Here is a 13454-nt window from a genome sequence, read left to right on the forward strand (position 1 = left end):
CCCCGTCCGCTCCCACCCTGCCCCCGTCGGCGGCTCGCCGCCAGAGGCCACAAGCCCTCCGCCCACGGGACGAAAGACCCCCCGCCGGAACAGTACGGGCGACCCCGGTCGTCACCCCGCCGACACCCGGGCACTACCGCATGGATTCCCGGCGGTCGGGCCGAACCGCGCGCCCGCCGCCGTACGGGGGAACTCCGCCACCACCGGCGCGCCGCGCTCCCAGCCCCGCCCCGGGCCCGCCCCGGGGATCGTGCTGCGCGAGCACCGCCGGATCGACACCGCGTTCCTGGGCGTCGCCGCCCTGGTGGCCTTCGTGATGCCGGCGACCCGGCGGATCTCCTGGGTGCTCTCGGTGGTGCTGATCGCCTGGTACGCCTACTACCTGTTCCGGATCAGCCGCTGCAGCGAGACCGACGAGGAGGAACTGGTGGGCGTCCCAGCCCGGTTGGCGCTGCTGCCGGCCCGGCGCCGGCAGGCCGTCACCGTCCTGGTGTTCGTCGCGGCCGCGGCCGTGGTCTTCACCTGCGCCGAGCCCTTCGCCACCGCGCTGGTCGACGCCGGCTCCTCGCTCGGCATCGACCGCTTCCTGCTGGTGCAGTGGCTGGCCCCGCTCGCCTCCGAGGCCCCCGAGCTGATCGTCGCGGTGGTCTTCGCCTGGCGGCTGCGCGGCGACGACGGCCTGGGCGCGCTGCTCTCCAGCAAGGTCAACCAGTGGACCCTGCTGATCGGCTGCCTCCCGCTCGCCCACCTGCTGGGCGGCGGCCCCGCCTCGCTCCCCCTGGTCGAACGCCAGGTGGACGAGGTGCTGCTGACCACCGCCCAGACCGTCCTGGCCGTCGTCCTGCTCCTGGACCTCCGCTTCCTCCCCTGGAAGGCCGCCCTGCTGCTGGTGCTGTTCGCCGCCCAGTTCGCGCTGCCCGGCGAGTCCTCCCGGCTGGTCCTCAGCTGGGTGTACCTGGGCCTGGCGCTGCCGCTGCTGGCCCTGCGGCTGCGCGAACTGCCGCCCACCGCAAGGGCTCTGGCGGGCCGGATCGCGGGCGATCCGCACTGATCAGCGGGTGGGCAGCGAGCCCAGGAAGCCGAGCAGGTGGGCGTTGAACTCCTCGGGGCGTTCCATGTTCGGGTAGTGCCCGGTGCCCTCGACGGTCACCGCGCGGCCGTCGGCGACGGTGGCGGCGATCCGTTCGGCCATGCCGATGTGGTCGACCGAGTCGAGGCCGCCGTTGATCGCCAGCAGCGGGACGGTGATGCCCGCGACCCGCTGCCAGGTGCCGGTCACCGGGACGGTGTGCTGCGGCTCGTCCGGGGTGTGCTTGGCGGCGGTCTGCCGGGTCATCTCCTTGAGTCGGCGCACCACCTCGGCGTCGACCTGGTCGAGGGTGCGCCGCGGCCCGGCCGCGAGGTGGGTGAAGGCGTGCACCCAGGCCTCCTGGTCGCCCAGGGCCTTCACGCAGGCGTCCCGGAGTTCGCCGAGCCACGGGTCCTGGAACTCGGGCTCGCTGGTGCCGTTCCCGCTGATCACCAGGGCGCCGACCAGCTCGGGGTGTTCGAGCGCCAGGTCGAGGGCGATGGTGCCGCCCAAGGAGACCCCTGCCACCGGCACCGGGCCGAGCCCGAGGTGGCGCAGCAGGCCGGCCACGTCGTCGGCGAAGCGGAAGGGCCGGCTCGCGTTGTCGGAGGCGCCGTGGCCGCGGGCGTCCAGGGCGATCACCCGATGGCCGGCGGCGGTGAGGGCGGGGAGCTGGTCGGCGAACATCCGGTGGTCCAGCATCCCGGCGTGCAGCAGCACCAGCGGCGAGCCGGATCCGGCGACGAGGTAGGCGAGACGGCCGTCGCCGCTGTCGAAGTGACGGAGTTCAGCGGTGGGTTCAGTCATGGCACCGACTTTAGGTCAGCCTTCATCGCCGAGCGGCAGCCGGGCCTCACCGAGGAGCTGCGGCACGCCCGCGCCCAGGTGTCCCGCCCTCCGTTCCGACCGGTAGTCAAGCGAACGGGCGCGCGGTCGGCAAGGGGTGCGCGCGGATCCGTCGGAACCTGGGGCTCCGCCGCGAGTTGAGGACATGTCAGATCCGTTCGCCGAGACCGTCCCTGCTCGAACGAACGGACCGGTCGGGGGCGGTTCACAGTTCCGCCACGGGGCCTTGGAAGAACACCCTCAACATCCATTGTCGCCACGCATGTTCGAAGGTAGAGTCGCCGTTCGCCGAGCACGGATGAGCAGTTCTCAGCGCATTTGGGGCGGGCATGTCAAATAATCACGGTACTCTCCAGGTCGCCCCCGACCTACTTGACGTGTTCAGTGATATCGCACGTCGAAATCCCCGCCGTCCGGCGATCGTCCACCACGGACACGCCCTGACCTACGGCCGCCTCCAGGAGGCGGCGAACGCCCTGGCCACCCGCCTGGGCCCGGATCCCGGCACGGTCGCCGTGCCGGCCGTCCACGCACCGGAAACGGTGGTCGCACTTCTCGGCGTGCTGACCGCCGGAGGCACCTATTGTCCCGTCGATCCGGCATTCCCGGCGGCCCGCCGACACGCCATGGCGGCGGCCGCGCGGTGCCGTACGGCGGTGTCCGCCGACTCCACCGACCACCTCGAACTCGCAATCCGATTAGTGGAGTTACCCGAACCATCGAAAAACTCCGGGGACCCCCCGGGAAGACCCCCGGCGCACCCGCCCGGGGCCGACCCGGAACAACCGGCCTACATTCTCTTCACGTCGGGTTCGACCGGGCAGCCGAAACCCGTCCTGACACCCCGCCGGGCCGTCGCGGCCACCGCCCACGCCCTGGGCGCGCTGTTCCGGCTCACCCCCGAGGACCGGGTGCTCCAGTTCGCCTCGCTCAACTGGGACACCTGCTTCGAGGAGATCCTCCCGACCCTCACCACCGGCGCGACCCTGGTCATCGACCGGGACGCGCACAGCGGCTCCTTCCCCCGGTTCCTGCGGCTGATCGAACGCGAGCGGATCACCGTACTGGACCTGCCCACCGCCTTCTGGCACGAACTGGTCCACCACCTGGTCGACTCCGGCGACCGGCTGCCCACCTGCCTGCGCCTGCTGGTGATCGGCGGGGAGGCCGCCGCCCCCGCCCGACTGGCCGACTGGGCCCGGCTGCCGACCGGCGGGATCCGGCTGCTGAACACCTACGGCTGCACCGAGACCACCCAGATCACCCATGCCGTGGACCTCGCCGGTCCGCTGGCGCCCGGGCGCGGCTGGGACGGCACCGCCCGCGCGCCGATCGGCCGCGCCCTGCCGCACATCGTCGAACGCCTCGACGAGCAGGGCGAGTTGCTGATCGGCGGGCCGTCGCTCGCGCTCGGCTACCTCGGCCTGCCCGAGGCCACCGCGGCGCGGTTCACCACCCTGGACGGCGAACGCTTCTTCCGCACCGGCGACCGGATGAGCCGCGACCCGGACGGGCTGCTCAGCCACCGGGGCCGGCTGGACGGCGAGTTGAAGGTCCGCGGCATCCGGGTGGACCCGGCCGAGGTGGAGGCGCACCTCACCGGCCACCCGGACGTCTCCGCCGCCGCCGTCACCGGCGTCACCACGGCCGGCCGCACCACCCTGGTCGCGTACGTGGTGGCCCGCCCGTACGCCGCCACCGACGAGCTGGACCGCGAACTGCTGCGCCACCTGCGGGCGAGCGTCCCCGGCCACCTCGTGCCGGGCCGGATCACCCTGGTGCCCGCCCTGGTGCACACCCCGAGCGGCAAGGTCGACCGGACCGGCTGCCACCTGCGCTACGCGGGCTCCCCCGACAGGTCGAAGGAGACCTCCCCATGAGCACCGACCTCACCACCCCCGCCGACACCCGGGCCCTGGTGGCCGTCTTCCGGCGCGTGCTGGAACGGGAGGACGTCACCGCCGAGTCCGACTTCTTCGACCTGGGCGGCGATTCCCTGGTCGCCACCCGGGTGCTGAGCGCCGTGGCCCGCGCCCACGGCGTCGAGCTGACCTTCGACGACTTCCTGCTCGCGCCCACCCCGGCCGGCCTCGCCCAGCGCATCGCGGCCGCCGCATGACCGAGGACCACAGACCCAGCGCCGTCGTGGTCGGCGCCGGCCTGGCCGGGCTCACCGCGGCGACCGGACTGGCCGCCCACGGGTACGCCGTCACCGTGCTGGAGGCCCGGGACCGGGTCGGCGGACGCACCCACGGCATCGAGGCCGCCCCCGGCGTCCTGGTCGACGCCGGCGCCGCCTACCTCGGCGACCGGCACACCGAACTGCTCGCCCTGGCAGCTGGCTTGGGGCTCAAGACCACCCCCACCACGATGCTCGGCGCCAGCCGCTTCGCCCTCACCGATGATTCGCCGGGAGCCGATGCCACCCCGGACGCCGGAGACACCCCGGACGCCACCCCGGACACCGGTGCCACCCCGGACGCCGAGGCCGTCCCCGACTCCCGAGGTAGCGCCGAACCCGCCACCCTGGACGGCCGGTTCCCCCCGCTGAACGCCGTCGCCCTCGGCGACCTCTTCGAGCGGCTGGCCGAACTCACCGACACGGTACGGCCGGAGGCCCCCTGGCTCACCCCCGACGCCGAGCGGCTGGACGCCCTGACCGCCGCCGAGTGGGCCGAGCAGCACCTCACCCACCCGGACGCCCGGCTCTTCTTCCCGCTCTTCCTCGGCGAGATGTGCGCCGCCGACCCGGCCGACGTGTCCGTCCTGCACCTGGCCTTCTACCTGCGCTCCGGCGGCGGCCTGCGCTACCTCAACGCCTTCGCCGGCGGCGCCCAGCAGGACCGGATCGACGGCGGCGCCCACCAGTTGTGCGAGCGGCTGGCCGAACGGCTCGGCGCCCGGGTGCGCCTGGGCGAGCCGGTCCGGGCCGTCCACCAGGACGACCGGGCGGTGACGGTGCACACCGACCGGGGCACCCACCGGGCGGACGTCGCGGTGCTGGCCCTGCCACCGCTGCTCGCCGACGCGATCTCCTTCGAACCCGCGCTGCCGGCGCCGCGCGCCGGGGAGCGCACCGCGCGCGGCTGCGCGATCAAGGTCCACCTGGTGCACCCGTCCCCGCTCTGGCGCGAACACGGCCTCTCCGGCTGGTCGGTCAACGCCCGGGGCCCGCTGCTGTCCACCGTGGACGACTCGCCCGCGGCCGGGATCGGCGTACTGACCGGCTTCGTCACCGGCGCCGAGGCCCACCGCTTCGGCGCGCTCACCCCCGATCGGCAGCGCGCCGAGGTCGTCGAGCAGGCCGGGCGGCTGTTCCCGATGCTCCCCGAGCCGGTCGCCGTCCACATCACCGACTGGCTCGACGAGCCGTACAGCAAGGGCTGTTACGCCGCCCTGCTGGGGCCCGGCGACTGGATCCGCACCGGCCCGACGCTGACCGCGCCGCACCGGCGGGTGCACTGGGCCGGCACCGAGACCAGCACCGCGTTCTTCGGCCTGATGGAGGGCGCGGTCCGCTCCGGTCACCGGGTGGTCGCCGAGGTCCTCGCCCGCGACTGAGCCCCCGGCCCCATCACCACACCCTCACCACACCCCCAGGCGCCGTCCCACGAGGACGCGCGCCCGGCACCCCACGTCCGGAGACCGCCATGAGCGATCAGACCCCCATCGCGCCCCTCGCCGCCCGCGAGCGGCTGATGACCGAACCCGCCCTCGGGGCCGGGAACTTCCTCGACCACGCGGTCGCGGCGAACCCCCACCGGTCCGTCCCGTTCGTCTTCACCCACCGCACCGATCACCGCGGCGCGGTCGTGCTGCGCGGCCACAGCCTGCTCGACCTGGTCGCCCTGCGCGACCGCTACGCCACCTGGTACCACGCCAACGGGGTGCGCCCCGGCGAGCCGGTCGCCGTGGTGGTCGGCGAGGGCCTGGAGCCGCTGCTGCACTTCCTCGCGCTCACCTCGCTCGGCGCCGTCCCCGCGCTGGTCAACGACGCGCTGCGGCACGACGTGCTGGTGCGCTACCTGGACCACGTCGGCGTGGTCGGGGTCGTCGCCGACGACACCACCCGGCTGGCCGCCGCCTACCGCCAGGACCCCCAGCGGCGCCCCCGCTTCCTGGCCCTGGCCGCCGAGGTGCGGGCCTTCGACGCCTCCGGTGCCGACCTGCCAGCCGACCACCCGTACCGGCACGCCGCCGAGGACGTGGTGGCGCTGATCCACTCCTCCGGCACCACCGGCACCCCCAAGTCGACCATGCTGGCGCACCGCGGGTTCTGGGACGGCAAGCAGCCGCGCATGACGCGCTTCCCCGCCGAGCCCTACGACCGGCTGATGTCGCTGATGCCGCACACCCACGCCGGCGGCCTCAGCTACTTCCTCACCGCCGTCCTGCTCGGGCTGCCGACCGTGGTGATGTCCGACTGGCGGCGCAGCGTGGTGGAGCCGGTGATGGAGGCCTTCCAGCCGACCATGGTCGCCTCCTTCCCGCGGACCTTCGTCGAACTGGCCACCGGCGAGCTGCCGGTGCGCGGCGCGGCCCGGGTGCACTCCTGGTTCAACACCGGCGACAGCGCCCACCACGGGCACATCCGCCGACTGGTCACCCTCGGCGAGCGGCCCGCCGGACTCATCCGCCCCTGGCTGCTGCCGCGGCAGCAGGCCGAGCAACCCGCCCTGCCCGGCTCGCAGTTCGTCGACGGGCTGGGCTCCTCCGAGATGGGCATGGCGCTGTTCGGCCAGGTCACCACCCCGGAGAGCGGGCGCGACGACCGCTGCGTCGGCCGACCGCTGGAGGTGGTCCGCCGGGCCGCCGTCCTGGACCACGACGGAACCGAACTCCCGGACGGCACCGTCGGGTTGCTGGCCGTGGACTCGCCCTCGCTGACCCCGGGCTACTGGAACGACGAGCGGCTGACCGCGAGCTTCGAGCTGGCCGGCTACTGGCTCACCGGCGACGTCGCCCGTCGCGACGCCGAGGGCCGCTTCCACCACCTGGACCGCACCGTGGACGTCATCGACACCGCCGACGGCCCGGTCTACAGCCTGCCGCTGGAGGAGGTGCTGCTGGCCGACTGCGCCGAGCTGGTCCGGGACTGCGCGGTGGTCGGCGTCCCGGCCGGCCCCGGTGCCGGACAACTCCCCGTCGCCGTCGTCCAGTTGCAGGCCGGAGTGGCGGAGGACGGCGCCGAGGAGGCGGTCCGGGCCGCCGCCAACCGGGCGCTGGCCGCCACCGGGCTGGCCGCCCTCGCCGCCGTCCGACTCGCCCGCACCCCGGAGGACTTCCCGCTCGGCCCGACCGGCAAGGTACTCAAACGCGAACTGCGCACCCGCCACGCCGCCCTCCTCACCGGCCAGTAGGGCACCGTGGACCACCCAGTGCACCGTCCGGCGGACCGCCCTGCGGGCCACTCCGCGAGCCACCCTGCGGACGACCCTGCGAACGACCCGGCGGACCACGCTGCAGGCGACCCGGCGGACCACGCTGCGGGCGACCCGCCGGAGCGCCCCACCATCCGCCAGCCGTACCAGTACGTCCGCACGCCGCTGGTCGAACCGGACTGGCGCCGGCTGCCCGGCTGGCGGCGGGTCACCGAAGCGCAGTGGCGCGACGCCCAGTGGCAGCGCGCCCACTCCGTCCAGAACGCCCGCCAGCTGCGGGCCGTCGTCGGCGAGCTGCTCACCGACCGGTTCTACGACGAACTCGCCGCCGACCAGGCCCAGTTCGCCACCATGCCGATCCTGCTGCCGCCCCAGGTGCTGAACACCATGGCGGCCGCCGCCCCGGCCGAGCCGCGGGCCTTCACCGAGGCCTTCCTGGCCGACCCGGTGCGCCGCTACATGCTGCCGGTCCGGGCCGACCGCCACCCGCACTGGCCCAGCCACCCGCGGGCCGAACGGGACTCCCTGCACGAGGCGGACATGTGGGCCGTCGAGGGCCTGACCCACCGCTACCCCACCAAGGTGCTCGCCGAACTGACCGCCACCTGCCCCCAGTACTGCGGCCAGTGCACCCGGATGGACCTGGTCGGCACCTCCACTCCGCAGGTCGCCAAGACCCGGCTGCTGCTGCGCCCCGCCGACCGGCAGGAACAGATGCTCGACTACCTCAAGCGCACCCCCTCGGTGCGCGACGTGGTGGTCTCCGGCGGCGACCTCGCCAACGTCCCCTGGCCGCGCCTGGAGTCCTTCCTGCTGCGGCTGCTGGACCTCGGCTCGGTCCGCGACATCCGGCTGGCCAGCAAGGCCGTGGTGGGCCTGCCCCAGCACTGGCTGCAGCCCCGGGTGCTGGAGGGGGTGGCCAGGGTCGCCGGCATCGCCGCCCGCCGGGCCGTCAACCTGGCCGTGCACACCCACGCCAACCACGTCCGCTCGGTCACCCCGCTGGTCGCCGAGGCGGCCCGGGCGCTGCTGGACGCGGGCGTCCGGGACGTCCGCAACCAGGGCGTGCTGATGCGCGGCGTCAACGACACCCCGGAGGACCTGCTGGACCTCTGCTTCGCCCTCCAGGGCGAGGCCAACGTCCTGCCGTACTACTTCTACCTCTGCGACCTCGTCCCGGGCGCCGAGCACTGGCGCACCCCGCTGCACCGGGCGCAGCACCTCCAGGAGGCGATCATGGGCTACCTGCCCGGCTACGCCACGCCCCGGCTGGTCTGCGACGTCCCGGACGTCGGCAAGCGCTGGGTGCACCAGGCCGTGGCGTACGACCGCGAGCGCGGCATCTCGTACTGGACCAAGAACTACCGCACCACCCTGGAGCACGACCCGGCCGACGAGCCCGCGCTCGACCGGCGCCACCCCTACTACGACCCGGTGGACACCCTCCCCGAGGCCGGCCGCCGCTGGTGGGCCGAGTCGTCCCCCGCACCCCGAGGAGCCCGATGAGCACCCGCACCGCTGAGCGCCCCCGCCCCGGCGACCCGGCCGGCCCGCTGCGCCGGATGTGCTGGATCTTCCCCGACCGGGAGTCCTCCCGGATGGCCGAGATGTGGCACGGCTTCTTCTGGGACCTCTACGCCGAGAGCGCCGCCGACCTCGGCCTGCGCTGGAGCCGGCACGCCCCGGACGCCGTCAGCGTGGACGCCACCGGCCCCGGCCGCCCCCGGGTGTACGTGGACGACGAACCGGTGACCCCCGAGGACACCCTCTTCATCACCGCGCTCTACTCGCTGCCGTACCAGGCGATGGACGTCTTCAACCAGTACGCCCTCTACGCGGTGCTCGAACAGGCCGGCTTCTACCTGCCGTTCCCGCCCCAGGTGTCGCTGATCGGCAACGACAAGCTGGCCACCCTGCTGTTCCTGGCCGACTCCCCGGTGCCGACCATCCCGACCGTGCGGATCGGTACCGGCCGGGACACCGCCAAGTACGGCTACGAGGTCGCGCTCGGCACCATGACCTACCCGGCCATCGTCAAGCCCGCCGGCTGGTGCGGCGGCGGCGGGATCAACCTGGCCCGGAGCCCCGAGGACGTCCGGGGCCTGGCCAGCCTCGCCCAGGGCGGCGACACCAGCCTGGTGATCCAGCCCTACCTGGGTGACGGCACCATCGACTACCGGGTGTACGTGGTCGACGGCCGCCCCTACGCGGTGATGAAGCGCACCCCCGAACCCGGCTCCCCGGTCGCCAACGCCAGCCGCGGCGGGGGCATGGAGTTCCCCCCGGTGCCGCCCGAACTCGCCGCCGCCACCGCCTGGTTCGCCGAACGGCTGCCGATCCCGTTCTTCTGCGTCGACTTCCTGTACGACGGCGAGCGCTACTGGTTCTCCGAGCTGGAGCCGGACGGCGTGATCGCCCCCGACCACACCGACCCGGACCGCACCCTCCAACGGGACGTCACCCGGGCCCGGTTCTCCGCCTACCGGGACGGCCACGCCCAGTGGCTCGCCGACGGCGCCCGCCCGCTCTCCCTCCCCCTCGGCCCCCAGCACCGGACGGACCCCCGATGACCGCCTTCTCGCTCGCCCCCGAGACCGCCGGGCCCCGGCTGCACGTGGCCCGACGCACCCTGGAGCGGCTGCGGAGCGTCCCCGCCCTGGCCGCGCGCTACCCGGCGCACCTGGACGCCGACACCCTGGAGCGGCTCGCCGACCTCCCGCCGCTGGCCAAGGACGACCTCAACACCGCCCTCGCCCACCTGGAGCCGGCCGCCGGGCAGTCCGCCACCTGGCTGTTCCAGAGCGGCGGCTCCACCGGCGCCCCGAAGCTCGGCTACGCCCCCACCGGCTTCTACATGGCCGGGGTGCACGCCCACTGGCAGCCGCTCGACCGCACCGACCTCTTCGTCAACGCCTGGGGCGCCGGCCGGATGTGGGGCGCGCACTTCCTCGCCGCCGCGCTCGCCGACCTCTCCGGCTGCCGGATCATCGCCCTCGGCTCCGTCCCCGGGGACGAGTACGGCGCCTGGCTGGAGTTCCTGGCCGCCCGCCGGGTGACGGCCATCGGCGGCACCCCCAGCGTGCTGCGGCTCTGGTTCGCCCACGCCCGCGCCGCCGGGATCGAACTCCCGGCGCTGCGCAAGGTGTTGTGGCTCGGCGAGGCCTGGCAGCCGCAACTGGCCGCCGACCTGGCCGCGGTCGCCCCGCAGGCCCGGCGCTGGGGCATGTTCGGCAGCACCGAGACCTGGGTGGTCGGCACCAACACCCCCGACTGCCCGGCGGACCTCTTCCACCCGCTGCCGCACCAACTGGTGCACGCCGACGCCGACGGCCTGCTGGACTTCACCACTCTGGACCCGGCGATGCTCAACCCGGTGCTGCGCTACCGCACCGGCGACGCGGGCGAGTTGACCACCTGCCCGTGCGGGCGCCCGGAGCCCGCCATGCGGGTGCGGGGGCGGCGCGACAGCGTCGTCCAGGTGCGCGGCCTCGGGCTGGACGTGGACGAGCTGATCGCCCGGGCCGAGCGCACCCCGGGCGTGGCCCGGGCCCAGGTGGTGCTCACCGAGCGGGCCGGCCGGGCGACCGGCGTGGAACTGCTGGTGGTTCCCGCCGGGCCGGCGCCCGCCCCCGACGTCGAACGGCTGCGCACCGAGCTGTTCACCGCCACCTTCACCCTCGGCACCGCCTTCCAGCACGACCCGGGCTCCTTCCGGGTGCGCCCGGTGGCGGAGCTGGTCAGCAACGGCCGCACCGGCAAGACCGCCGCGCTGGTCGTCCGGGAGGAGTCATGACGGCGGACCCGGCGCCGTCCCACCCGGACACGCCGTCCCACCCGGACACGCCGTCCCACCCGGCCACGGCGTCCCGCCCGGACGGCTCGGCCCGCCCGATGCCGCTCGGGCGCGGCTTCTCACTGTTCTGGGCCGGACAGACCGTCAGCCTGGTCGGCGACAAGGTCACCGTCTTCGTCGTCCCGACCCTGATGATCTTCGCGCTGCACGCCTCCGCCCTCCAGGTCGGCGTGGTGGCGATGGCCCAGTACCTCGGCATCCCGCTGCTCGGCCCGATCGCCGGGGTGCTGGTGGACCGCTGGGACAAGCGCCGCACCATGCTGGTCTGCGACCTGGTCCGGCTGGCCGCCGTCGCCGCGATCCCGCTCGCCTACGCGTTGGGCGTGCTCTCCACCCCGCTGCTGTTCGGCTGCGTGGCCGTGATCAGCGGCGCGACCATCTTCTTCAACGTCGGCTACCTGGTCGCCGTCCCCGCCGTGGTGCCCGAGGACGCCATGGTCCGCGCCTACTCCCGGCTGGAGGGCAGCGGCTCGGTCTCCGAGGTCGCCGGGCCGTCCATCGCCGCCGCCCTCTACAGCGTGCTCGGCGTGGCCGCCCTGCTGGTCGACGCGGCCAGCTACCTGGTCTCGGCGGTCTGCTTCCGGTCCATGCGCCCCTGGGGCGAGCGGACGGTCACCGAGGGCTCCGTCCGGGAGCGGCTGACCCTCGGCTTCCGGCTCAACTGGTCCGACCCGGTGCTGCGCCGGGTGGTGCTGGCGGCGGTGATCCTCAACTCCGGCGGCCCGGTGTTCGTCACCGTGCTGCCCGTGCTGGCCTACCGCGGCCTGGGCGTCCAGGTCGGCGTCTTCGGCGCGGCCATGTCGGTCGCGGCGCTCGGCGCGCTGCTCGGGGCCGTGGTCGCCCCCCGGCTCTCCCGGCGGTACGGCCTCGGCCGGACGATGGCCTGGTCGCTGCTGCTGCACTGCCTGGTCGGCCTCGGCGTGCTCGCCGCCCCCGCGCTGCCGGCCGGCCCGGTGATCGCCGTGACCATGGGCTGCTACGGCTTCTTCATGTCCTGCATCAACGTGTGCAGCGCCCCGGCCCGGCAGTCCCGGATGTCCGCGCGCAACCAGGGCGTGATGCACGCCGCCTTCCGCACCGTCACCTGGGGGGTGATCCCGCTCGCCGCGCTGATCGGCGGCCTGGCCGTCTCGCTGCTCACCGGACCGCTCGGCGTCCTGGACGCCGCCCGGTTCACCATGGCCGGCGGCACCCTGCTGGCGGCCTGCTCCTTCGTCCCCGCCCTCGGCCTCCAGCCGCTGCTGGACGCGGCCGGGCGCGCCGGGGCGACCGCGGTGAAGGACACCGCGGACGACGCCGTGGACGACGCCGTGGGGGACGCCGTGGGGGACACCGCGTGACCGTGACCGGGCCCGACCCCGTGGACCCCGCCGGGCGGGTCCTGCTGATCACCGGCACCTCCTCCGGCATCGGCCTGGCCACCGCCGTCGCCGCGGCCCGGGCCGGCTACACCACCGTCGCGACCCTGCGCGAACCCGCCCGGGCCGGGGCGCTGCGCTCCGCCGCCGAGGCGGCCGGGGTCACCCTGGACGTCCGCCGGCTGGACGTCACCGATCCCGGATCCGTCGCCGACTGCCTGAGCGCCGTGCACCGCAGGTACGGGCGGCTGGACGCCGTGGTCAACAACGCGGGCGTCTCCAACTCCGACCCCACCCTGGAGATGTCCACCGACGCGGCGCTGCGCGCCAACCTGGACGTCAACTTCTTCGGCGTCGCCACCGTCAGCCGGGCCGCCCTGCCGCTGCTGCGCGCCGCCGGTGGCCGGCTCGTCACCGTCGGCAGCGTGCACGGCGTGATCGGCCAACCCTTCAACGAGGCGTACTGCGCAGCCAAGTTCGCCGTCGAGGGCTTCATGGAGGCACTCGCCCCGGTGGCCGCGGCGCACGGCGTCCGGGTGTCGGTGGTGGTGCCCGGCTTCGTCCCCGACACCGGGTTCGGCGTCTTCCCCGACATCGACCGCAGCACCGTCCAGGCCGCCTCCGGCCCGTACGCGCCCACCTTCGCCGGCTACCTGGAATGGGTCGGCGGCCAGGGCTGGGAGTCGGCCGGCCAGCCGGCCCGGGAGGTCGCCGAGGTGGTGGTGCGCACCCTGTGCGCCCGCCGGCCACCGTTCCGGGTGCCCGCCAACGCCTGGGCCGCCGACTACCTGGCCGCCAAACTCGCCGACCCCGACGGCTCCGCCGTCCAGACCCTCGCCCGCGGCTGGCTCGGCCGGTCCCCCTCCTGATCCGCCCACCGACCCGACCGACACCGCTGACACCACCGACCTCACTGCCACCACTGACCTCACTGACCTCACTGACAC

11 protein-coding genes are annotated in these 13454 nt (G+C 74.5%); 10 read left to right on the forward strand and 1 reads right to left on the reverse strand.

Annotated elements, in window-relative coordinates:
* Positions 1-250: 250 nt before the first annotated feature.
* Positions 251-1051, forward strand: coding sequence for a hypothetical protein (locus ACZ47G_RS05295; protein WP_465740119.1), 801 nt, complete (start codon positions 251-253; stop codon positions 1049-1051).
* Here the strand turns inward: ACZ47G_RS05295 and ACZ47G_RS05300 are convergent, their stop codons facing one another.
* A complete protein-coding gene (locus ACZ47G_RS05300; RefSeq protein WP_465740120.1) occupies positions 1052-1876 on the reverse strand; it encodes an alpha/beta fold hydrolase in 825 nt (274 codons plus the stop codon). It lies immediately after the preceding gene.
* A gap of 416 nt (positions 1877-2292) precedes the next feature.
* Here ACZ47G_RS05300 and ACZ47G_RS05305 point away from each other — a divergent pair, with 416 nt between their 5' ends.
* From ACZ47G_RS05305 to ACZ47G_RS05345, 9 genes are all read left to right on the forward strand, one after another.
* Positions 2293-3795 (forward strand): amino acid adenylation domain-containing protein, encoded by a 1503-nt coding sequence (locus ACZ47G_RS05305; RefSeq protein ID WP_465740121.1) that lies wholly within the window; start codon positions 2293-2295, stop codon positions 3793-3795.
* The gene (locus ACZ47G_RS05310; RefSeq protein WP_465740122.1) at positions 3792-4034 is read left to right on the forward strand and encodes a phosphopantetheine-binding protein; all 243 of its coding nucleotides are present in this window, start codon (positions 3792-3794) and stop codon (positions 4032-4034) included. The genes ACZ47G_RS05305 and ACZ47G_RS05310 overlap by 4 nt, the downstream gene beginning before the upstream one ends.
* On the forward strand, positions 4031-5476 hold the full coding sequence (locus ACZ47G_RS05315) for a flavin monoamine oxidase family protein (protein ID WP_465740123.1): 1446 nt from the start codon (positions 4031-4033) through the stop codon (positions 5474-5476). The genes ACZ47G_RS05310 and ACZ47G_RS05315 overlap by 4 nt, the downstream gene beginning before the upstream one ends.
* Positions 5477-5565: 89 nt before the next feature.
* Positions 5566-7275 (forward strand): class I adenylate-forming enzyme family protein, encoded by a 1710-nt coding sequence (locus tag ACZ47G_RS05320; protein ID WP_465740124.1) that lies wholly within the window; start codon positions 5566-5568, stop codon positions 7273-7275.
* 6 nt (positions 7276-7281) lie between these two features.
* Positions 7282-8802 carry a KamA family radical SAM protein gene (locus ACZ47G_RS05325; RefSeq protein WP_465740125.1) on the forward strand — a complete coding sequence of 507 codons (1521 nt, stop codon included), beginning with the start codon at positions 7282-7284 and terminating at the stop codon, positions 8800-8802.
* Positions 8799-9866, forward strand: coding sequence for an ATP-grasp domain-containing protein (locus ACZ47G_RS05330; RefSeq protein WP_465740126.1), 1068 nt, complete (start codon positions 8799-8801; stop codon positions 9864-9866). Before ACZ47G_RS05325 ends, ACZ47G_RS05330 begins: the two co-directional genes overlap by 4 nt.
* Complete coding sequence (locus ACZ47G_RS05335) at positions 9863-11089, forward strand: AMP-binding protein (protein ID WP_465740127.1); 1227 nt, start codon at positions 9863-9865, stop codon at positions 11087-11089. The genes ACZ47G_RS05330 and ACZ47G_RS05335 overlap by 4 nt, the downstream gene beginning before the upstream one ends.
* Positions 11086-12489: an MFS transporter gene (locus tag ACZ47G_RS05340; protein ID WP_465740128.1), complete on the forward strand. Its 1404-nt coding sequence runs from the start codon at positions 11086-11088 to the stop codon at positions 12487-12489. Before ACZ47G_RS05335 ends, ACZ47G_RS05340 begins: the two co-directional genes overlap by 4 nt.
* Positions 12486-13376, forward strand: coding sequence for an SDR family NAD(P)-dependent oxidoreductase (locus ACZ47G_RS05345; RefSeq protein WP_465740129.1), 891 nt, complete (start codon positions 12486-12488; stop codon positions 13374-13376). The genes ACZ47G_RS05340 and ACZ47G_RS05345 overlap by 4 nt, the downstream gene beginning before the upstream one ends.
* Positions 13377-13454 lie beyond the last annotated feature (78 nt).

It is taken from the genome of Kitasatospora sp. NPDC030952 (genome assembly GCF_055571335.1).